The 20791-nt window shown below is 49.7% G+C and carries 26 protein-coding genes, 2 tRNA genes and 1 rRNA gene; 19 read left to right on the forward strand and 10 right to left on the reverse strand.

Annotated elements, in window-relative coordinates; translation table 11 throughout:
* Both rrf and KNO85_RS13325 read left to right on the forward strand, forming a co-directional pair.
* Positions 1 to 87: ribosomal RNA gene (rrf, locus tag KNO85_RS13320) — 5S ribosomal RNA — on the forward strand; the annotation flags it as partial.
* Between the two features lie 268 nt (positions 88 to 355).
* On the forward strand, positions 356 to 1294 hold the full coding sequence (locus KNO85_RS13325; RefSeq protein ID WP_214790824.1) for a coiled-coil domain-containing protein: 939 nt from the start codon (positions 356 to 358) through the stop codon (positions 1292 to 1294).
* A 9-nt stretch (positions 1295 to 1303) separates the two neighbouring features.
* Here the strand turns inward: KNO85_RS13325 and KNO85_RS13330 are convergent, their stop codons facing one another.
* Complete coding sequence (locus KNO85_RS13330; protein ID WP_214790825.1) at positions 1304 to 1681, reverse strand: HIT family protein; 378 nt, start codon at positions 1679 to 1681, stop codon at positions 1304 to 1306.
* Positions 1682 to 1732: 51 nt separating this feature from the next.
* On the opposite strand from KNO85_RS13330, the gene KNO85_RS13335 reads away from it, so the two are divergent.
* Positions 1733 to 2374 carry a uridine kinase family protein gene (locus KNO85_RS13335; RefSeq protein WP_214790826.1) on the forward strand — a complete coding sequence of 214 codons (642 nt, stop codon included), beginning with the start codon at positions 1733 to 1735 and terminating at the stop codon, positions 2372 to 2374.
* Here KNO85_RS13335 and KNO85_RS13340 read toward each other — a convergent pair.
* Entirely contained in the window at positions 2359 to 3141 is a 783-nt protein-coding gene (locus KNO85_RS13340; protein ID WP_214790827.1) for a sporulation protein, read from the reverse strand. The genes KNO85_RS13335 and KNO85_RS13340 overlap by 16 nt on opposite strands.
* Before the next feature lie 138 nt (positions 3142 to 3279).
* On the opposite strand from KNO85_RS13340, the gene KNO85_RS13345 reads away from it, so the two are divergent.
* From KNO85_RS13345 to KNO85_RS13375, 7 genes are all read left to right on the forward strand, one after another.
* Positions 3280 to 3356: transfer RNA gene (locus KNO85_RS13345), tRNA-Met, on the forward strand.
* A 25-nt stretch (positions 3357 to 3381) separates the two neighbouring features.
* A tRNA-Met gene (locus tag KNO85_RS13350) sits at positions 3382 to 3458 on the forward strand.
* A gap of 103 nt (positions 3459 to 3561) precedes the next feature.
* Positions 3562 to 4011: a tRNA (adenosine(37)-N6)-threonylcarbamoyltransferase complex ATPase subunit type 1 TsaE gene (gene tsaE, locus KNO85_RS13355; RefSeq protein WP_214790828.1), complete on the forward strand. Its 450-nt coding sequence runs from the start codon at positions 3562 to 3564 to the stop codon at positions 4009 to 4011.
* Complete coding sequence (gene tsaB / locus KNO85_RS13360; RefSeq protein ID WP_214790835.1) at positions 4008 to 4664, forward strand: tRNA (adenosine(37)-N6)-threonylcarbamoyltransferase complex dimerization subunit type 1 TsaB; 657 nt, start codon at positions 4008 to 4010, stop codon at positions 4662 to 4664. Before tsaE ends, tsaB begins: the two co-directional genes overlap by 4 nt.
* The gene (gene rimI / locus KNO85_RS13365) at positions 4657 to 5118 is read left to right on the forward strand and encodes a ribosomal protein S18-alanine N-acetyltransferase (RefSeq protein WP_214790837.1); all 462 of its coding nucleotides are present in this window, start codon (positions 4657 to 4659) and stop codon (positions 5116 to 5118) included. The genes tsaB and rimI overlap by 8 nt, the downstream gene beginning before the upstream one ends.
* Positions 5115 to 6137: a tRNA (adenosine(37)-N6)-threonylcarbamoyltransferase complex transferase subunit TsaD gene (tsaD, locus tag KNO85_RS13370; protein WP_214790839.1), complete on the forward strand. Its 1023-nt coding sequence runs from the start codon at positions 5115 to 5117 to the stop codon at positions 6135 to 6137. Before rimI ends, tsaD begins: the two co-directional genes overlap by 4 nt.
* A gap of 14 nt (positions 6138 to 6151) precedes the next feature.
* Entirely contained in the window at positions 6152 to 6718 is a 567-nt protein-coding gene (locus KNO85_RS13375; RefSeq protein ID WP_214790841.1) for a hypothetical protein, read from the forward strand.
* A gap of 44 nt (positions 6719 to 6762) precedes the next feature.
* Here KNO85_RS13375 and KNO85_RS13380 read toward each other — a convergent pair whose 3' ends face one another.
* A complete protein-coding gene (locus KNO85_RS13380) occupies positions 6763 to 7746 on the reverse strand; it encodes a zinc-binding dehydrogenase (RefSeq protein ID WP_214790843.1) in 984 nt (327 codons plus the stop codon).
* Positions 7747 to 7859: 113 nt separating this feature from the next.
* Between KNO85_RS13380 and KNO85_RS13385 the strand changes: the two genes are divergently transcribed.
* Positions 7860 to 8723 (forward strand): LysR family transcriptional regulator, encoded by an 864-nt coding sequence (locus KNO85_RS13385; protein WP_214790845.1) that lies wholly within the window; start codon positions 7860 to 7862, stop codon positions 8721 to 8723.
* A gap of 32 nt (positions 8724 to 8755) precedes the next feature.
* On the opposite strand, the gene KNO85_RS13390 is transcribed toward KNO85_RS13385, so the two are convergent.
* The 4 genes from KNO85_RS13390 to KNO85_RS13405 form a co-directional block, all read right to left on the reverse strand.
* A complete protein-coding gene (locus KNO85_RS13390; RefSeq protein ID WP_214790846.1) occupies positions 8756 to 9046 on the reverse strand; it encodes a putative quinol monooxygenase in 291 nt (96 codons plus the stop codon).
* 84 nt (positions 9047 to 9130) lie between these two features.
* On the reverse strand, positions 9131 to 9793 hold the full coding sequence (locus KNO85_RS13395) for a type 1 glutamine amidotransferase domain-containing protein (RefSeq protein WP_214790848.1): 663 nt from the start codon (positions 9791 to 9793) through the stop codon (positions 9131 to 9133).
* 156 nt (positions 9794 to 9949) lie between these two features.
* Positions 9950 to 10357, reverse strand: coding sequence for a hypothetical protein (locus tag KNO85_RS13400; protein WP_214790850.1), 408 nt, complete (start codon positions 10355 to 10357; stop codon positions 9950 to 9952).
* Positions 10354 to 12255: an ABC-F family ATP-binding cassette domain-containing protein gene (locus tag KNO85_RS13405; RefSeq protein WP_214790852.1), complete on the reverse strand. Its 1902-nt coding sequence runs from the start codon at positions 12253 to 12255 to the stop codon at positions 10354 to 10356. The genes KNO85_RS13400 and KNO85_RS13405 overlap by 4 nt, the downstream gene beginning before the upstream one ends.
* 150 nt (positions 12256 to 12405) lie before the next feature.
* Between KNO85_RS13405 and KNO85_RS13410 the strand changes: the two genes are divergently transcribed.
* From KNO85_RS13410 to KNO85_RS13425, 4 genes are all read left to right on the forward strand, one after another.
* Positions 12406 to 13062, forward strand: coding sequence for a redox-sensing transcriptional repressor Rex (locus KNO85_RS13410; RefSeq protein ID WP_214790854.1), 657 nt, complete (start codon positions 12406 to 12408; stop codon positions 13060 to 13062).
* A complete protein-coding gene (tatA, locus tag KNO85_RS13415; RefSeq protein ID WP_034770678.1) occupies positions 13062 to 13280 on the forward strand; it encodes a twin-arginine translocase TatA/TatE family subunit in 219 nt (72 codons plus the stop codon). Before KNO85_RS13410 ends, tatA begins: the two co-directional genes overlap by 1 nt.
* 3 nt (positions 13281 to 13283) lie before the next feature.
* Positions 13284 to 14072 carry a twin-arginine translocase subunit TatC gene (gene tatC / locus KNO85_RS13420; RefSeq protein ID WP_214742996.1) on the forward strand — a complete coding sequence of 263 codons (789 nt, stop codon included), beginning with the start codon at positions 13284 to 13286 and terminating at the stop codon, positions 14070 to 14072.
* A gap of 222 nt (positions 14073 to 14294) precedes the next feature.
* The gene (locus tag KNO85_RS13425) at positions 14295 to 15641 is read left to right on the forward strand and encodes an FAD-dependent oxidoreductase (protein WP_214790856.1); all 1347 of its coding nucleotides are present in this window, start codon (positions 14295 to 14297) and stop codon (positions 15639 to 15641) included.
* Positions 15642 to 15677: 36 nt separating this feature from the next.
* On the opposite strand, the gene KNO85_RS13430 is transcribed toward KNO85_RS13425, so the two are convergent.
* Positions 15678 to 15860 (reverse strand): PspC domain-containing protein, encoded by a 183-nt coding sequence (locus tag KNO85_RS13430; protein WP_214790858.1) that lies wholly within the window; start codon positions 15858 to 15860, stop codon positions 15678 to 15680.
* Between the two features lie 157 nt (positions 15861 to 16017).
* Between KNO85_RS13430 and KNO85_RS13435 the strand changes: the two genes are divergently transcribed.
* Complete coding sequence (locus KNO85_RS13435; protein ID WP_214790860.1) at positions 16018 to 16491, forward strand: hypothetical protein; 474 nt, start codon at positions 16018 to 16020, stop codon at positions 16489 to 16491.
* A 3-nt stretch (positions 16492 to 16494) separates the two neighbouring features.
* Positions 16495 to 17073: an NADPH-dependent F420 reductase gene (locus KNO85_RS13440; protein WP_214790862.1), complete on the forward strand. Its 579-nt coding sequence runs from the start codon at positions 16495 to 16497 to the stop codon at positions 17071 to 17073.
* 38 nt (positions 17074 to 17111) lie between these two features.
* Here the strand turns inward: KNO85_RS13440 and KNO85_RS13445 are convergent, their stop codons facing one another.
* Positions 17112 to 17471: a TM2 domain-containing protein gene (locus KNO85_RS13445; RefSeq protein ID WP_214790864.1), complete on the reverse strand. Its 360-nt coding sequence runs from the start codon at positions 17469 to 17471 to the stop codon at positions 17112 to 17114.
* A gap of 120 nt (positions 17472 to 17591) precedes the next feature.
* Here KNO85_RS13445 and KNO85_RS13450 point away from each other — a divergent pair, with 120 nt between their 5' ends.
* Positions 17592 to 17750, forward strand: coding sequence for a hypothetical protein (locus KNO85_RS13450; RefSeq protein WP_026824443.1), 159 nt, complete (start codon positions 17592 to 17594; stop codon positions 17748 to 17750).
* A 75-nt stretch (positions 17751 to 17825) separates the two neighbouring features.
* On the opposite strand, the gene KNO85_RS13455 is transcribed toward KNO85_RS13450, so the two are convergent.
* Complete coding sequence (locus tag KNO85_RS13455) at positions 17826 to 19061, reverse strand: MDR family MFS transporter (RefSeq protein WP_214790866.1); 1236 nt, start codon at positions 19059 to 19061, stop codon at positions 17826 to 17828.
* A gap of 101 nt (positions 19062 to 19162) precedes the next feature.
* Between KNO85_RS13455 and KNO85_RS13460 the strand changes: the two genes are divergently transcribed.
* Complete coding sequence (locus KNO85_RS13460) at positions 19163 to 20788, forward strand: ABC transporter substrate-binding protein (RefSeq protein WP_214790868.1); 1626 nt, start codon at positions 19163 to 19165, stop codon at positions 20786 to 20788.
* The last annotated feature ends 3 nt before the right edge of the window (positions 20789 to 20791 follow it).

Below are 20791 nucleotides of genomic sequence, written 5' to 3' on the forward strand. Positions count from 1 at the left end.
GTTCCCATGCCGAACACGGAAGTTAAGCGTCTCAGCGCCGAAAGTAGTTGGGGGATCTCCCCCTGTGAGGATAGGACGTTGCCAGGCAACAACGCAGAGGACGACCGAGCATAACGCTCGGTCGTTTTTTTGTTTCATTGAAACTTTATCCCTTCTTTTTCGTACAAAGTATGAGAAAGAGGGGAGTGTTTTGTATATTCGATTAGCTACTATAAAAGACGTTTAACTGCAAGCTTTCGACAAAAGGCAGACACTTTGCAGTTACCAGTAAGAGATGTGAATGTCGAGACTCCTGGATACGACAATGAACCAATGTCTTATTGAATCCGATGTATGAAACGAAAGGGGAAGACCAATGAAAGATTTTCAAGATGTGCAATTAGAGTTGCAACAGCGTCTTGCCGAGCGTGATCGACTTGTCCGTAAGCAAAAGACAATTGAAGCACAGTTGAAAGAGCACGAAACCGTACGAAAAGAGTTGCTCAATACATTTACAAAGGAACAGCGTGATGTTTACGATCTTGAAAGCTTTTCACTCGTGAATACATGGCGCAAGTGGAGAGGGACATTTGATGAACAGCGTACAAAAGAGGTAGAGGAAGCTGCTCGAGCCGAACTGAAGTTACGTGAACATGAGGCGATGATTGACGAATTGACGCTTGAACATCGAGATTTACGAGAAAAGCTGGAGGCCTATGAAACGATCGATGATGAATGGGAGACATTCTTAGAAACCAAAGAGGCACATCTTACTAAAGACCCGGCTGTTCGAAAAGATCTTCACCGTCTGACACATCAACAAGCGGAGATGAATGAACTTCTTATTGAATATCGGGAAGCGATTGAGGCGGGAAGATTCGCAAGAGCAACAATTGCGAAAACACTGAAGCATTTAGACAGCGCAAAGGGATGGTCGACGTATGATACGTTCTTTGGTGGAGGATTGATTGCGACTGCGATGAAGCATGATGCATTGGATGCTTCCGAACAGACGATGCATGAACTTCAATCTGCATTGGAACGTTTTTCCCGTGAATTAGCCGACGTGCAAGGAGTGGTCGAAGAGTTACATGTTCAACGTGGCTCCCTCATTCAGTTTGCGGATTACTTCTTAGATGACATTTTCTCCGAATGGACCATGCACGGTAGAATCAATGAATCGCTTGATCATGTAAATGAACTCAATCAGGAAATCAATCGGTTGATTGCACGTATGACCATACAAGTAGAAAATCTCGAACAGCGACTCGAAGAGACTGATGAAAAAAGAAGACAGCTCATCCTCACGCGATGAGCTGCTTATTTACTCCGGTCGTTTTAACCAGTGGCGAAGTCCTTTCCCTGCATGAGGTCCTGAATCATAACGAGGAATGACGTGTAGATGAGCGTGAGGCACGGTTTGGTTTGAAGCCGTGCCGACGTTCCAACCGAGTGTGTATCCGTCAGGTTGAAAGGTTCGATCAAGATGTTCTTTTGCTATGTGAAGCAATTCGTTAGTATGCTGCCATTCTAACGATGTTAAGTCGAATGTCGTCGTGCGGTGCGCTTTCGGGACGATGACGCCTGAGCCGACGAGAACGTCCTGCTCGAGGTCGTGCATGAGAAAATAACAAGAGTCATTCTCAGCAACGATTGTTTGATGTGGATCGAGCGTGGGATGGCAAAATGGACAAGTAGACATGAGATTGATACACTTCCTTTCTATTATCTAGTGTACCAAAGGGGGAGAATCATGGAACGACTCATCGATGAAATCGAACAAAGGGTGAGACCGGGGCAACGAACGTTGATTGCCATCTCGGGGCATGGAGCGGCCGGTAAATCTACATTGGCTGAACGATTACGAGAAAGATTAGGGGATGTAAACCTGTTTCATACCGACCCGTACATCACAGATTCACAGTTACGGAAACAAACATTACTCACGTATGAACACGATGGAATACCCCATCACTATAAGATGACGGCTTGTCATCCGTCTGCGCATCATCTGCTTTCACTCGAGCGTGATGTCCGTATGATTCGGGAAGGGATTGGATTTTATACGATTGACGTCCCATATTTAGAGCGGACATGGATTGATCCCGAGAAGCCGATTACGATTGTTGAGGGCATGAGTGTCGCTTTTCTTGATCTCACTTCTTTTGACCAGTCGATTTATCTTTATACCGACGGAGAAACAGAATTTAGACGCAGAGCGAATCGTGATATCCAGGAACGGGGAATGGAACTGGATTACTTACGCGCCTCCCATGACGAGCGACGTCTTCAATATGAGTTGTTCATGCATCCGTATCGCCATCACTTCCAAACCATCGTCAATACGAGTGGGGATATTATTCAAATTGAAAAAACCGCTCACGAGGAGCGGTGACTACGTAACGTATCTTGAATACCGAGACCGAGCTGTTCTTGCTCACGTTCGAGTTGTTCCCACGTGAGGGAACGATGACGCAATTCGACGTCGGTCGCCATCGACTCAAGCGTGCGCTGAGTCTCGATGTTGTCGAGCCAATAGTAGAGGTCGATCCCATCTTCGTGGAGGCGCCAAAACGATTTGACGACCTCAAACTCGTCGGCCCATTCACCGATTGGCTTGAATCCATACTTCTCAACGAATGGATAAGGACGCTCTTCCCCAAGGGGATCAATCACGTTACGAACAAACATTGGTTCAAGTCCAGCATGAGCAGTTGCGTCGAGCAATCGTTTCAGTTCAGGCATCGGTTCGATTTCAATGTGTTCAATCACGTCAAACCAGACACGTTTCATGTCCTTGTCCCATAAAGTCGCCTCCACGCTATAAGGGGCACCTGCGGAAGAAGGGGCATACATCGTCAATTCGAAGGAGAACGGAACATCCTCCTTCGCACCGGGTTCTAGTACGACAGACAGCGGAATCGGTACTTCTTGAATGTCGGCTTCCCGATTGAATTCATTTCCTTCCATGGTGATGTCTTTAAAGGTCGTCAAAAAATTGAGTGTCAGTTCTTGTAGTCGAACGACGGTTGTCGTCGGGTTCGATACGTGCAGTGTTCCGGTCACTACCTGCTTCGGAATGAGTGCTGCCGGGTCAAAGGTGATATCGGCTTCGATCTCCGAAAAGAACCATTTCTTGAATCGTTTTCCCCATTTGGACATGGCGGTCGCGCCCCTTTTCTCTAAATTCTATACTGTTATATGTGTTCCCGATTCCATTTTTCAAAAAACATTGAGAAAAAGGTTGCTTTTTATAACTGTCTCGCTTATTATAGAGGATGTCGAAACAATTCAAACCATCGCGGGGTGGAGCAGTCTGGTAGCTCGTCGGGCTCATAACCCGAAGGTCGTCGGTTCAAATCCGGCCCCCGCAACCAATTTTTATTTAATTTCATATGTCGTCGCGGGGTGGAGCAGTCTGGTAGCTCGTCGGGCTCATAACCCGAAGGTCGTTGGTTCAAATCCAGCCCCCGCAACCAATTTTTAAATGAGATAGCGAAACGATAGCGTTTCGTGTTTTTTTTTGCTTAAAATGAAGTGTACAATGAGTACGTATGAGAAGTGATAAAAGGAGAACCATTCATGTATACATTGATTACGCATTCTGCGGCGGAGACGCAAGCGGTGGCAGAACGTTTGGCTACGCTCGTCGAAGCAGGAACGGTCATCACATTAAACGGTGACCTCGGCGCGGGCAAGACGACGTTCACACAAGGGTTCGCAAAAGGACTCGGTGTCACGCGGAACGTCAACAGTCCGACGTTTACGATTATGAAACAATACAAAGGGCGTTTGCCGCTCTATCATATGGATGTCTATCGTCTCGAAGATACGGGGGATGACATCGGTCTTGAGGAATACATCAACGGTGACGGTGTTGCCATCGTGGAGTGGTCGAACTTGATTGAGTCTTCTCTTCCGGAAGAACGCCTGGCCATCACAATTGAACGGGTCAGTGACGAGGAACGGAAATTGACGCTCGCTCCAACAGGTGACCGTTACGTTCGAATCGCCAAGGAGGTGCTCGCATGAAGCAATTAATGATCGATACCGCAACGACACGTTTGTCTGTTGCATTAAGTGAAGCTGGAGAAATTCAAGCTGAAGCGACAGTCATGGTCTCGAAAAATCATGCGGTCACACTCATGCCGATGATTGAACAGCTCATGGCAGCGGTCAAGTGGAGACCGAATATGCTTGAACGGATCATTGTTACGACAGGACCTGGGTCGTACACAGGAATTCGGATTGGAGTGACGACAGCGAAGACACTCGCTTATACGCTGAACATTCCACTAATCGGGGTATCTGCCCTTCAACTCATGGCAGCGGCACCGAATACGGACTTGCCGGTCGTCTCGTTAATTGACGCGCGACGTGGCAACGCCTATATCGGATATTATCAGCACAACAAGGCACTGACGCACGATCAACATGCGTCAGTCGCCGACTGGTTGCGACTCAATAGTCAAGGACGTTTCCTCGTCGTTGGAGACGTCGAACCGTTCCGTGAGGTGTTGAGCGAATATGAGTATGTCGAAGCACCGGCTGCTCATCGTTACGGTCGTGCGAGCGATTTGGTTGTTTTCAGTGATGAGACGAATGACGTCCATGCGTTTGAACCAGAGTATTTGCGACTCGCCGAAGCGGAAGCAAAATGGTTAGAGGGACAAAACAATGGCTGACGTGAAAATTCGTCGAATGACGTGGCTCGATGTCGAGGAAGTGACGAAAGTCGAAGAGGCGTCGTTCTCGATTCCGTGGACAAAAGAGGCGTTCATGAACGAGATGCTTCGGAATGAACAGGCCATTTATTTTGTCGCGGTCTATGACAAACGGGTTATCGGTTTTGTAGGGGTATGGCAAATCGTCGATGAAGGACATATCACAAACATTGCCGTCTTACCCGAATTTCGTGGGCAAGGGATCGGGAATCAACTGTTAGCGGAACTTGTCGCGTTTGCTAAGTCAAAGGGGCTTGTCGGATTGACGTTAGAAGTCCGCGTGTCGAACGTAGGGGCGCAAAAACTGTATGAGCAGTTTGGATTTACGCAAGCCGGACGAAGAAGACGTTATTATCAGGATAATAATGAAGACGCCTATATTTATTGGGCGAAGTTAGGAAGTGACTCAGAATGAACACATCACTGATTCTCTCGATTGAGTCGAGCTGTGACGAGACGTCTGTTGCGCTCGTCAAAGACGGAAAGACGCTCTTGTCGAACGTCGTCTCTTCTCAAATTGAGAGTCATAAACGATTTGGTGGCGTCGTCCCTGAAGTGGCGTCTCGTCATCACGTGGAGCGCATCACGTATGTTATTGACGATGCGTTGAGCGAAGCAGGCGTGACGATGGAAGACGTCGATGCGGTCGCGGTCACACAAGGACCGGGTCTCGTCGGTGCCCTTCTCGTCGGCATCAGTGCGGCCAAAGCATTGTCGTTCGCCCATCAAAAACCACTCATCGGCGTCCATCATATCGCGGGACATATTTACGCAAACGAACTCGTCGAAGAGATGCAGTTCCCACTCGTCTGTCTCGTCGTCTCAGGTGGACATACAGAACTCGTTTATATGCCAGAACACGGTGTATTCGAAGTGATCGGTGAGACACGTGATGACGCGGCAGGGGAGGCGTACGATAAAGTCGCACGCACACTCAGTCTTCCATATCCGGGAGGTCCGGCAATCGATCGTTTGGCAGCGGCCGGGGAAGACACGTACAATTTCCCCCGCGTCCGTCTTGAACCAGGTAGCTTCGACTTCAGTTTCAGTGGCTTGAAGTCATCAGTCATCAACGCCGTACACAATGCGGAGCAACGCGGAGAAACGGTCATCCCGGAAAACTTGGCAGCGAGTTTCCAAGCGAGTGTCGTCGAAGTACTCGTCGAGAAAGCGATTCGCGCCGTGAAAGAAAAAGGGGCGAAGCAATTGCTCGTCGCTGGTGGTGTCGCGGCAAACCGTGGACTTCGTGCTGCGCTTCAGGAAGCTGCTACAGTTGAAGGGATTCAACTCGTCATCCCACCACTTAATCTGTGTGGGGATAACGCTGGCATGATCGGGGTTGCGGCACATCACGCGTATGTGCGCGGCAAGCGCGATACACTAGCGATGAATGCGGTTCCTGGGTTATCCTTAGAAGAGAGCATGACAGTCTAGGGGGAAATAGAGACATGACGAAACGCATCATCATCGGAGGACTTATCGTATTGCTCGTCGTTGCGACGTTCTTACAAGTACGAGAGATCATCCGCGCTTACAATATCGCCTATCAAGAGGAGATTGTCCCAGAAGAGACGCGAGTGAAGTCGTTGACTGGAGAAGAGTCATTAGAGGGCATTGGTCGTGTGACCGGAGAAAACACGCTGATTGAGTCATTATATGGCTACGCGAGTGTCGTCGATCAAAAGCCAGACCGTGTGATCGTCGTTGATCGCAATCTTGGTGTACAGCCGAAGGCGAGCGATGCTTATTATGAAATCGAGCGAGGTCGCGAGGCAACGGAAGAAGAGGCTGCGAAGTTTGACGCTTTGATTGAGGAACTCGATGAACAGCAACTGTTCGCACAAGTCATCTCGACACATGAGGCACGCTATGTGACAAATGGAGAGAAAGCGATGACGTTCTACAAAGTGTTCACACGTGACGTTGATACGAACGAGGCTGTCTTCTTTATTGCAGAAGACGGGACGAAGCTCGACTTCCATACGATTGGATTCCAACCGTTACGATACTTCTGATTATAAAAAGAGGTCAGCGTATGATGATACGCTGACCTCTTTTTTCATGCCTTCAAGTTGGCAACGATTTTCCCGACGACGTGTCGGTCTGACAGTTCGACCAATTTCTTCGGGATGTCCGCGAATGGAATCGTCTCTTGAATCATCGGTCGAATCTCACCCGCTGCAAGCAGTTCGAGCATGTGCGTACCGATGCGGACGATGTTCGCCTCGCTCACGCGGTCCTGTTGATGATGGATCGCATTGAGCGCGACCTCATGGTAGGAGATGACACGTGTGAACGGTTTGATGACACTCATGTCAGGGGCACCTGCGATATGGGCGATGTGTCCGTTGTAGGCGATGACGTGAAGGGAAGCGGTCGCCGTCTCCCGACCGACGGGATCGATGACGGCATTGACACCGTGACCACTCGTCAGTTCCATCACCCGTTGTTGCCAATCTTCCGTGTTGTAGTCGATCGCCTCGTCAGCTCCGAGTTGTTTGACCCAGTCATGGTTGCGCGCTGAAGCGGTCGTGATGACGCGTTTCCCAAGATACTTCGCGAGCTGAATCGCGAATCCGCCGACACCACCGGCCCCGGCGTGAATGAGGATCGTATCGATCGCATTCATCGGGAGTTTTTCAAAGATGGCTTGGTATGCTGTGAATCCGGCTGTCGGTAACGCGACCGCATCAGCGAACGAGATAGATTCAGGGATTGGGACGACCATGTGTGCTTTGGCACGAGTGAATTCAGCGAAGCCGCCCCATTCATTCCAGTTGCCGTGATAGAGGACGCGGTCCCCGACGTTCACATTCGTCACGTCATCCGCGACAGCGGCAATCGTACCGGCAACATCGAGTCCGAGTACATGGGGGTAAGACCATTCCGGTTTGCCGTTGGTTGCGGTTTTATAGTCGACCGGGTTGAGGCCGGCGTATTCCCCTTCAATCAACACTTCGCCGGAACGAAGTGTCGGTGCGTCAACCTCCTCGATTTGCATCGTCTGCCATGTGTTCGGTTCATGCAGTAATAAAGCTTTCATGTTCAATCCACTCCTTATAAATTTATTTATCGATGTATCCTTTAAATGTTATTTCTCTTATGATTTACTCCCTTTTATACTGAAGGTAACGAATACAAAAGGAGTTTACACAGATGATTGATTTTGAATGGTATCGCAGTTTTATCCACGTGTACCAACAACGTTCCGTATCGGCTGCGGCGCGTGTCCGATTTTTAACACAGCCGGCTGTCAGCCAACATATCGCCGCACTTGAAGCGGAGCTCGAGACGTCCCTCTTCACACGTGCACCACGTCAGATGATTCCGACGGATGCGGGGAAGGAACTGTACACGCAAGTGGTCGGGTTGATTGACCGTCTCGAAGAGTTGTCACTTGAGATGAAATATGTCTCCGGCGAGCAACCGCGTCCCGTCCTCAAGTTCGGTGGACCGACCGAGTTCGTCACACATGAGATTATACCCGCTTTACCGCTTGATATTGCACAGTACATCGCAGATTTTGGAATGACCGCGGATTTGATCAAACGCTTGGCGGACGGGGAACTCGACTTCGTCATTGCGACAAAGCGGATGGAGGAGCCAGGGATCCAATACGTTCCGATTGCCGACGAATCGTTTCTATTAGTGGCACCGAACGATTGGGAAGTCCCGACCGACGAGTTGAAAGACTGGATGGACCGCCAGCCGTGGATCAGTTACGGATTGGAGCTGCCCATCATCCGTCGTTACTACCAGACGCAGTTCGGGGAACGTCCAGACATCCGTCCGGAGATGATTTTACCAAACGTCGATGCGATCCTTGCGGCGATCGAGTCGAAGTGTGGCATCAGCATCTTGCCGAACTATTTGATTCGACATGCGCTCGAGCGGGGAAGCGTGCAAGTCGTAGCACCTGAGCGTTTTGCGACGAACGTTATTTACCTCGCGCATCGGACCGAGTCGAAACACGATCCCGTGATCAACCAAGTCATCCAAGCGCTGCAGGATGCAAAATGAAGTAGGACCCACGTGGGCCCTACTTTTTTCGATTAATGTCCATTAAGTTCTTCTAAAAATTGAACATCGCGACTATCAAGCAATGCTTCTGCTTCTTTGCGATACGTTTGATAGTGGGGTGAGGAGATATGCGCATCTAGTGCCGCCTTGTCTGCCCACTTTTCGTAAAAGACGAACGCGTCCGGGTTTCCTTCGACACGATGTAACGTATAGAAGACGCAACCTACCTCGGCGCGTGATGGGGTGACGACTTGGCGTAAATGTGTCTCGAGTGCTGAACCGAGACCAGGCTTCGCTTTAATGTTAGCTAAAATGGTGATCATCTTTATTCCTCCTAAGAACGATGACCCGTCTGTTCGAACAGACGGGTCATCCTCTTTCATCGATTGGCAACGAGAAAGAATCGATTAGTTTAACGTGTGGATGACGGCTTTTGCGACAGCAACCGTCGACTGTGGATTTTGGCCTGTTACCAAGTTTCCATCGACTTGAACGTTTTCTGTGAAGTTGTCTGCGAGCACGATGTTCGCACCGAGTTCACGAAGACGCGTTTCAAGTAGGAACGGCATGTAGATATCAAGACCTGTCGCACGTTCTTCTTCATCCGTGAACGTCGCAATCGTTTTACCGTTCACGAGTGGTGTCCCGTCAGACAATGTCGCACCGACAAGACCAGCGGGACCGTGGCAGACGGCAGCAACCGTTTTACCTGCTTCAAATAGTGAACGGATAGCAACATTCAACGCTTCGCTTTGTGGAAGGTCGAACATTGTTCCGTGACCACCTGGCATGAAGATGGCATCGAATTGATCGAAGTTGCTGATCGTCTTCAAATCAATCGTATCTTCGAGAAGAGGAGCCGTCGCTTGAATGTCAGCCGGTACTTCTCCTTCTAAACTGCGTGCGTCGATTGGAGATTGACCACCGTTCGGGCTAGCGACTGTGATGTCATATCCTTGTTGTTTGAACTCGACGTATGCCTCACCAAATTCGGATAACCAAAGTCCAGTCGTGTGACCGTCCTTCATTTCTTTTGCGTTCGTCACGACCATTAATACATGTTTACTCATCTGTCATTCCTCCTAAGAAATAATCCGTTGTTTCGGTACGTGACTAGAATAACGCGCACTCTAACGAAAAACAAATTAAGAAAAAAAGCCTAATCTATAAATAAATTTATACATAAATCAAAAAGCCGTCCTCTCGCAAAAAAGAGGACGGACGGTTCAAGCTTTAGGCTGTCGATAGTTCTCGCGATGCCATGTATTGATGCGGCTCACGATAAACACAAGGAGGGCGAGAATCCACATGAAGAGCGTCTCTTCATAGAAGTGGGCCCACACTGATCCGGGCGCATAAAACGTATGAACGGTCACATCGACCGGCCAGACGACGATACGGATGAAGAGCGTGCTCATGAGCAGTCCACTGAAGAGACTGAGTAGAATGCCTGGCCACGTCTGAATAATGAAACCGATCACGACCGGTAAAAAGTAAAAGAGAATAGACGGGACGATCGTCGATTCGCCTCGGATGAGTTCAGACACGAACTCGGTTCCGGTCGGCACAATGTAGGCCAGTCCCGTGAGGAACGCTTGGATGAACTCGATTCGCATGGCACGGGTACGCATCATGTATGGAGTTCCTCCCATTCCGCATAGAGAGCTGTGATTGATTCTTTCGCTGCGTCCGATTCGGTCGACAACTCCTGGGCGCGGGCGAAGTCGTTGAAGACATCCGGTTCACAGAGCAATTGTTCAATTTCATCAAGGCGGTTCTCATGTTGCTCAATCGCAAGTTCGATTTCTTCGATGCGCTGTTTGATCCGACGCTCTTCCCGTTGCTGCTCTTTGTCGGCACGCTGTTTCTTCACGACGACCTGCTTCGTCTCTTCACGAGCGAGACGCGCGAGTTCTTCGAGTTCTTCTTTCTTCTCGACGTAATACGAGTAGTCACCGAGATACTCGTCGATGCCGTTCGGCGTGATTTCTAACACACGTGTCGCGAGTCGGTCAATGAAGTATCGGTCGTGTGAGACAAAGAGGATCGTACCTGGGTAGTCGAGGAGCGCGTTCTCTAAAATCATCTTCGAGTCGAGGTCCAAGTGGTTCGTCGGCTCATCTAAGATGAGCAGGTTCGGCTGCTCGAGCTTCAATTTGGCCAACGTGAGTCGTGCCCGTTCGCCACCAGAGAGTTCGTGGACACGCTTCATGACATCATCGCCGCTGAATAGGAACTGTCCGAGCAGACTCCGGACTTCTTGTTCGCGCATGAGCGGCCAGTCATTCCAAATCTCATCGATGACACGGTTCGCGTCGGACAAGTTTTGTTGTTCCTGATCGTAGTAGCCGATCTCGACGCCGGTCCCGTAGCGAATCTCGCCAGTGAGGGCGGCTTGCTGTTTCGTTAACACTTTAAGTAATGTCGACTTCCCGACTCCGTTCGGACCGACGAGGGCGACCGATTCACCGCGTTGTAGCTGGAAGCGAAGATGTTGGGCGATTGCGTCCTCATATCCGATGGCGAGGTCACTCGCGCTCAATACATCGTTTCCGCTTTGGCGTTTGATGGAGAAGGAAAGGACGGCACTGCGCTCGTCACCATCTGGAGCATCGAGGCGGTCGACTTTCTCGAGACGCTTCCGCACGCTTTGCGCACGTTTCGTCGTCGTCGCTCGGGCGATGTTTCGCTGAATGAAGTCCTGCATCTTGGCAATCTCTTCTTGCTGCGACTCAAACTGCTTCTTTTCTTGTTCGTAGAGGGCGGCCTTCTGCTCGAGATACTTCGTATAGTTCCCGACGAAACGGCGGCTGCGGTGACGCGACAGCTCATAGACGACCGAGACGACACGGTCGAGGAAGTACCGGTCGTGGGAGACGATGAGGACGGCGCCTTTATAGCCGCTCAAGTACTTCTCAAGCCAGGCAAGCGTCTCGATGTCCAAATGGTTCGTCGGCTCGTCCAAGATGAGTAGGTCGGGACTTTGAAGGAGCATCTTCGCCAAGGCGAGGCGTGTCCGTTGTCCACCGGAGAGTGTGTCGATGCGACGTTCGAAATCGTCCGGATAGAAACGCATTCCGTGGAGGACCGAGCGGATCGTTGCTTCATATTGATATCCGCCACGTTCTTTGAACGTATGCTGCTCTTCATCATAAGAAGAGAGGAGACGTTCGTACGCCGCAGCGTCATTTAAAATCCGTTCCGAGCCCATATCTGCTTCCATGCGACGGAGCGTCTTTTCTTGCTCGATTAAGCCTGTGAAGACGGTGAGCATCTCGTTCCAAATGGTCTCATCGGATTCTAGCCCTGAGTCTTGGGCGAGATAGCCGATCGTGACGTCTTTCGGCTTCATGATGTCCCCAGAGTCATAGTTATATTCACCAGCGATGACCTTCAAAAGCGTCGACTTCCCGGCCCCGTTACGACCGACGAGGGCGACGCGTTCGCCTTCTTGGATTTCGAGTTTTACGTTTTCTAAAATCGGCTCAACGCCGAAGGATTTGGATAAGTTATTGACTTGCAGTAGGATCAAGTGAAAAAACCCCTTTCTCTCTATTTAGTATACTGTATTTTTCAGCGATTTTAGGTATATTCGTTGAGTGGTCATGTGAATTCGTTTACAATCAAGGTGTATGAAATTCAGATTCGTTTGTAACGTGTCGTAAAAAGGAGGCTCTTTCCGTTGAGTCAAAACGAACCAAAGATTCCACAAGCGACAGCCAAACGGTTGCCACTATACTATCGATTTATTCAAAGCCTGCATGCGTCAGGGAAACAACGTGTCTCTTCAGCAGAACTGAGTGAGGCGGTCAAGGTCGATTCGGCTACGATTCGCCGTGATTTCTCGTACTTCGGTGCGCTCGGTAAAAAGGGATATGGCTATAACGTGCAGTATCTGTTAGACTTTTTCCGAAAGACACTGAATCAGGACGAGATTACGAATGTCGCCTTGGTCGGGGTCGGTCACCTTGGGACGGCATTCGTCAACTATAACTTCCTTAAAAACAATAACACACATATCGTCGTCGGGTTCGACGCAGACGAGACAAAAGTCGGCACGACGATGTCAGGCGTCCCAATTCATCACGTCGATGAGATGGAACAGATTATGGAGCAAAACAAGATTGACGTCGCGATTTTGACGGTACCTTCTGCCTATGCGCAGTCCGTCGCAGACGACTTGGTGCGTTTCGGCATCAAGGGCATCTTGAACTTCACACCGGCACGACTTACCGTACCGGACACGGTTCGCGTTCATCACATCGATTTGTCGATTGAGCTGCAGTCACTCATTTACTTTATGCAACACTATCCAACCGCTGAGGGGGTCCATCAATAATGGAATTACTAGCATCATCACTCGTCGTCGGAATTCCGGGTGGGGCGAGTCTATTCATCATCGCCATCATCGCGCTCATCATCTTCGGACCGAAGAAATTACCGGAGTTTGGTCGCGCGGCCGGACAGACACTTCGTGAGTTCAAAAATGCAACGAACGGCATGATGAACGAGCACGACGAGAACGACAAGAAAGCTATCGAAAAGAAAGAGCAGTAAGCCATGAATCATCAACCTGATCAAGAGCGGGAACTCACCGATCACTTGACAGAGCTGCGAAGACGACTGATGCTATCTGCATTTGTCGTCTTTGCCTTCTTTTTGATGGCTTTGCCGAGTGTCAAATATGTACTCGCGTACTTGCAAGAAGATCTCGTCGAACGCGGGCTCGAACTGAACGCCTTTGGTGTCGCGGACCCGCTCATGATTTACTTGAACTTAGCGCTCATCATCGGCCTGATTGCGGCGAGCCCATTCCTACTGTATCAAGTGTGGGCGTTTGTCGCACCCGGTCTGCATCCGAATGAACGGAAAGGCACCCTTGCCTATATCCCGATCATCTTCGGATTGTTCTTGATCGGTCTTGCGTTCGCCTACTACTGGTTGTTCCCGCTCGTCCTCGATATCTCGACGGACCTCGGGCAAGACCTCGGACTCGAACAAATCATCGGAGCCAACAATTACTTCACGTTCTTGTTGCAACTGACGATCCCGTTCGGTCTATTGTTCCAATTGCCGGTCGTGACGATGTTCTTGACCCGGATTGGTGTCGTGACACCATACTTCTTATCGAAGATTCGTAAGTATGCGTATTTCGCGCTATTCGTAGTCGCGGCATTCATCACACCGCCGGATTTGACATCGCACCTCATGGTATCGTTGCCACTCTTCTTCCTATATGAAATCAGTTTATCGATTTCACGCGTCGCCTATAAAGGAGTGCTACGTCGGGAGAAAGAAGCGATGGTGCAAGAACAGATGGATTTAATGAAACAGATGAATGAGAAATAAGCATCGTTCCGTAAATGGGACGATGCTTTTTTATGTGCACTACACTATAGTTCAATTGGAAGTTCATACTGTTCAAATTTTAGACACTCTTACGTGAAATAGTGAGCATAGTCATTGAATCCTATATTGTGAAATAGTACACTAAGGTCAAGAATTAAATGTGATGTTTATCACAATGTGAAAAGAAACGTACTGTCTAACATAAAAGGAGAGACGACTCATATGAAAATCGCAGTCATCGGATGTACACATGCAGGAACAGCAGCTGTCAAAGGGTTACTCGCAAAGAACGACAATCTCGACATCACCGTTTACGAGCGGAACGACAACGTCAGTTTCCTCTCGTGTGGGATTGCGCTCCACGTCGGTGGGGTCGTCCAACGTGCAGAAGAATTATTCTACTCATCTCCACGTGAACTTGAAGAACTCGGAGCGACAATGCGCATGAAACATGACGTCCTATCCATCGATGCCGAAGCGAAGACGGTCCACGCCAAAAACCTCGAGACGGGAGAAGACGTGCATGACACGTATGACCGCTTGATCGTCACGACAGGTTCATGGCCGATCGTCCCGACGCTCCCAGGAATCGAAATGAATGGAATCGAACTTTGTAAAAACTATGCGCACGCACAACGCATTATCGAGCGGGCGACAGACGCGACGAAGATTGCCGTCATCGGGGCGGGGTATATCGGGGTCGAACTCGTCGAGGCGTTTGAAGCATACGGTAAACATGTCACATTCATCGACAGTGCCGACCGTATCTTGAACAAATATCTCGACAAGTCGTTCACGGATCAATTGGAAGCGGATATGACAAGTCGCGGAATCGACCTCGAACTTGGTCAGACGGTCGAGGCATTCCGTGGAACGAGCGGAAACGTCACACATGTCGTGACGGACAAAGGTGAATTCGAGGCGGACCTTGTCATCTTGTGTGTCGGATTTCGTCCGAACACAGGACTCTTAGAAGGACAGGTCGACATGCTCGGAAACGGTGCCATCATCGTCGATGAATATATGCGCACGAGCAACCCGGACATCTTTGCGGCAGGCGACAGCTGTGCCGTCTACTACAACCCGGCGCGTACACACGCCTATATCCCACTTGCGACGAATGCGGTCCGGATGGGAACGCTCGTCGCAGAAAACATGATGCAGCCTCGTGTCCGCTATCAAGGGACACAAGGAACGTCAGGACTACGACTCTATGACTGGAACATTGCGTCATCTGGTCTGACAGAAGAAGCGGCATCCCTATTCGGACTCGACGTAGAAAGTGTCGTCATCGAGGATGCGTATCGTCCGGAGTTCATGCCGACCGCAGAGAAAGTTGAATTTAAACTCGTCTATGAGACAGGGACACATCGCATTGTCGGAGGACAAGTGTTGTCGAAAGCGGATTTGACACAAGCGGTCAATACGCTCTCCCTTGCCATCCAAAACGAGATGACGATCGAAGAACTCGCATATGTCGACTTCTTCTTCCAGCCACACTACAACAAACCATGGCACTTCTTGAACAGCGGTGCGCTTGAAGCGATGAAAGACAAAGTGAATGCCTAACAAAAAAACGCGGAAGCTAACAGCTTTCGCGTTTTCTTATAGATAGTGCGGTTCATCCTTCATCAAATTGGCAAGTAAGATGTAGATGAGAAAGTTTGCTGGCAAAAAGACGAATAAGAGACGAATCTCAAAAGAAGAGATATTCACATATTCAGCGATTCCGCCACATACTCCGGCAATGGAGCGGTCGGTCGCCGACTTTCGAAGAGTACGTTGCATAGAAAATCTCCTTATGAGTGATATGTAAATTTTACCATGCGAGCGCATCATTGTCCGCATTGATTAATTGGTGTATGTAGATTATTTACAAGTCACTCGGGGAAATAGAGTAGCGTACGTGCTCGTCATGCTTTCTACCTTAAAGGAGGAATTTTTCATGGCTAAAAAGGAAAAACAACCGTATCACATCGTCACGTTCACGTTCCCAGAAGAGGCCATCTCGTATCAGGCGTTCAGTAAGCTGAAAAAGTATCATTCGGATGGACTCGTCGGATTCGAACAATTGGTCATCATCAAGCGTGAAGAAAACGGGGCGTTCTCGTTCGAGGATGCGGCGCAACTCGCACCGGTCAACAAGTCGACGAAAGGTGCGCTCATCGGGATGGCGGTTGGAATCCTCGGTGGACCGTTCGGAATTTTATTCGGAACACTCACAGGTGGTCTCATCGGCGGCACGAAAGACGTGAAGCATATGCAAGGTATTCAAGATACATTCAAACGGACGGTCGGTAATATCGAACCAGGTCAGACCGGGGTTATGGCCATCGGGGAAGAATTCGACCCATCGATTTTAGACGGGCTCGCAGAGGAGTTTGGAGGAACGGTCACGCGGACAGACGAGGAGTTGTGAGTGATGAAACTCGGAATCTTAGGTGCCGGGAAAGTCGGACGCACGCTCGGCGAACAGTTCGAACGAGAAGGCTATGAGGTGCTGTATGGAACACGGACGGAGCGGGAAGGCACGTTGACGTTACAAGAGGTCGCCTTGAGGAGTGATGTCCTCCTGCTCTGTACGCCGTTCGCGGCCGCAGTCGACCTATTGCCGACACTTGACGGACTGGACGGGAAAGTATTGATTGATGTGACGAATCCGATTGCGATCGAGTTTAACGAGGTCAAGCGACCGGATGGGGTGTCGGGTGCGGAGTATTTGCAGCGACTCGTTCCTGATACAAAAGTTGTGAAGGCGTTCAATCAGACAGGGGTCGAGAATTTAGGCAATCCGAATGGGTCTGTCATGTTCGTTGCAGGGGATGATGAAGAGGCGGTACGGCTTGTCGTCGAGCTATCGAACAAGATTGGTTTCGATACGCACCCACTCCACGGTCTGAAGCTCGCCCGCGAACTAGAAGGGTTAGCGTGGCTATGGATTCATTACGCGGTGAAAGAACGGAAAACACGGGATTTCGCATTCTACTTAAAAGAACGCTAAAAAACGATCGGGGCGAGATGCCTCGATCGTCTTTTTGATTAGAATCCTGCTTGTCGTTGTTCGCGCGCTTCCAATTGTGCGATTGTCTCGCGTTCGATATTTTCGACTTCCCGTTGTTGCCAACCTGGCATGAGGAAGGCGTCGACAAGTGTCCAAACTCCTACGATGAAGAGCCCGACAAAGCCAACCAAAACCAATGTAAGGGCGAGTGATATAACCATTAGAGCGAGCATTCCGATGGCAGAACCGGTCTTCTTGAAATAGAAGCGGTGTCCACCAAAGCCGCCGAGGAAGAACCAAAGCAAGTATGCGACGAGAAGGTTTGGCTTTCGTTTTTCAACTTCGCTGTTCACGAACAACATTTCTTCTGTCGTCAGTTGTGACGTTGAATAATTCATCATGATTTCCTACTTTCTTTGTTTAAGATTGATATAATGAATGCAGATTTTATTGTATCTAAAAACATTTGAATTACCATGAATTACTAAAATTTATTTGTAAAATAGAGGAGAATTTAGATGGTATTAGCGATTTTGACGTTCATCGTCGCGTTCGTACACGTCGTCGGCGGTGCGATTGCGTTATATCAATACCCACAATATAAACGAATGGCCATCAGTGCGATTGTACTCGGATTCGTCTACGGTGGATTGACCGTGGCAGTGATTGGATTATGAAGTGGGGCGAACAATCATGCTTGTCATGTCACTCGACAAAAACCATCCCGTCTCATGAGAAGGGATGGTTTTGATTTAGGACGCCGCTCGTCGTAGGACGAGTTTTTCTTTTACGTAGATGCCGCTATAGACGAGGAAACAGCCGAAGCTGACCAATAGTCCGATGTAGACGCTCATCATGAACGGGGTGAGAAGCGAACCGATTAAAATCGTCGAGCGCGATAAGAAATCGGCACCGGCGAATGAGGTTCCCGCAAATGCCGAGTACGCACCACGTCGGTCTTCTGGCATCATGTTCGCCTTCTCCGTATTCAATACCGGCGAGTACAATAATTCGCCGAACGTGGCGATGAGCATGAAGCCGAGGAGAAGCATTATCGAGTTCGCGCTCGTGATGACGGCGTAACCGATCGTGTACAACGCGAGTCCGCCGAGAAGCGTGTGCTTGTTCGAGAAGCGGGAAGCGAGACGTTGAATGAAGAACGTCAACGCGACGACGATGAGCGTGTTCTCGATTTGAATGAGACTCATCATCCGCACCCCGTTGATTGTCCAGTCTTCAAACGAGAGCGGTTCGAATGAATCGGCGAGCCTTACCGCGACATAACTACCCATCGAGAACTCGGCAGCGAGGATACACATTGAGCCGAAGACGACTTTGACGAACGGGCGGTCACGCCAGGCGATTTGATAACTTTGGAACACGTCGACGAAGACGAGGCGTAGCTTTTGTGAGGTCCACGTCCGTTTCGTGTCTTCGAGAAAAATGCCGTACGCAATCGGCAACATACTCGACGTGAACGTCAAAATCCAAAACAGTAAGAGTTGGTTGCTGACATAGAGCCAGCCCCCGAGCGCCGTCCCAATCGTGATGGATAAGTTGATTAACCAGTAATCGAGCGCGTACACGGCTTTTCGATTCTCAGGTGTCGTCGCATCGATGATGATGGCGCTCATCGCCGGACGTCCAAGGTTGTTCGTGACCGTGAAAATCGTGTAGGCGATCATGAAGACAATCATCTGGTCAAATTGAAGACTGAGCGTCATGACGAGAAACATTGATGCTGTGAGACTTGCCGTCAACACGAGAAGTCGCTTCCGTGAGAATTTATCGGCGAGGTATCCTCCAATCAACCCGATTACATATCCAAGACAGACGAGCGAGACTAAGAAGACGCCCGCAATCCATTCGTTAAACGCTTTGACAAAGAGAAGTGCCATGAACGGCATGATTGCGAATGAGACCGAACGATTGAAAAATGATGTCACGAGTCGTACTTTTATGGGTTTAGGTATATCTTTCCATTTCATCTTGTCACCTTCCATTCTGTACCTGTATGATAAACAAGACAACGGATTTGAAAAATGGACGACATGGGGGAATGATGTCCACTTTTAAGGGGGAATGCGAGGTGGATGCGTATTTATTTCGATTATGGAAAGAGTGTCGGAACGGGGCGTACACGATTTCCGATATGGCGGAAGCCATTCATTTAAGCCCGAAACAAACGAAGCGCCATTTGGCACGGTGGCAGGAAGAAGGATGGCTCACGTATACGAGCGGACGCGGACGGGGAAACTTGACGCGACTCGAATGGCTGCGACACGTTGAGCGCGATTTGGCAAAACAGCTACTCGAACGCATGGAGAAAGAGTCGGTCGAAGCGGTGACGAGTCAGTTGGAGTGGGACTGGTCGCCTGCACAGGCAGGGCAGTTCATGCGCCAACTTGAGAAGAAGTTCGGATATGTCCAGACATCGAGCGATGCGCTCATCATCCCACGCCGTCGCAACTTTTTGACGACACATCCGCTCGAGGCGGCTGACATTCATAGTGCCCACCTCGTCCAGAACGTATTCAATCGTCTCTTCATGATTGACGCGACTGGAGAAGTCACGGGGGAACTTGCCCATCATTACGAATGGCAGGGAAGTACGCTCGTCTTGTTTCTTCGGAAAGGGGTTCGTTTCCATGATGGGTCGCTCATGACGAGTAAAGACGTGACGAAAAGTTTGCGTACGCTCGTTCAGTCGGATGTGTATCGCTATATGTATCGGCATGTCCGGCATATCGCATCGAACGGAACGTATCGTGTCGATGTCACGCTCGACCGACGCCGGAACTCCTACATCCCGAAACTGTCGATGATTCATACGAGCATTGCCAAAGGAAGCGTCGGGACGGGTCCGTTTCAATTGGACCGACATGATAAGGAGAAGACGGTCCTTCTCGCCTTCGAGAACTATTTTGGGATCCGGGCACTTTTGGACCGGGTCGAGTTCATCAAAGTGCCGGATGGATATGACCCGACGTATCGAATCTCGTCACGGGACTCGAAAGAGACCGGACACATCTCGACACCGTCCGGGTTCGGGCTTGTCATCTTAAACAGTCATCCGAATAGTGTGTTCGTCAATGAAGAGGCGCGACATTATATGCATCGATTGATTGCGGAGGTTCGTCCGGAGATTGGGACGTTGAATGAGCGAAGAACACCGAACGACCGAGGATTTCTCGGCTCGCTGAGTGAGACGTATGATGTTCCAGAAGGGCCACCTGTCACGTTCGATCGTCCGATACGCATCAAACAGACAGACTACACGAACGATACGACTGATTGGATTGCCGAGATGTTGACACGTCACGGGATTGCTTATGAGTTCGTACCCATCAGCTTCAAAGATTCGATTCATGACAAAACGTATTATGAATACGTCGACTTGGTCGTTCATGGGGAAGTGTTCGAGCGGAACGTGACGCTCGGGTTTGAACAGTTCATGACGAACGAGTACTCGCCCCCGCATAAAGTATTCCCTTATATAGAGGGGATGGCGGAGCGGATCGGACAATATGATGACCTGCCGTTTGAGGACTGGTTACCCCTTCACCGGGAAATCGAACGCGAGTTGAAAGAAAAGTCGTACTTTATCCCGCTCTATAACGAGGAGCGGACGATCCCGTTCCCGGTCGAGTTGAAGGATGTCTGTGTCGATTTGTTCGGTTATTTTGATTTTGCGAAACTATGGATTCCGTCGTAAGGA

Source organism: Exiguobacterium sp. s124 (genome assembly GCF_018617485.1).
Lineage (GTDB): Bacteria > Bacillota > Bacilli > Exiguobacteriales > Exiguobacteriaceae > Exiguobacterium > Exiguobacterium aestuarii.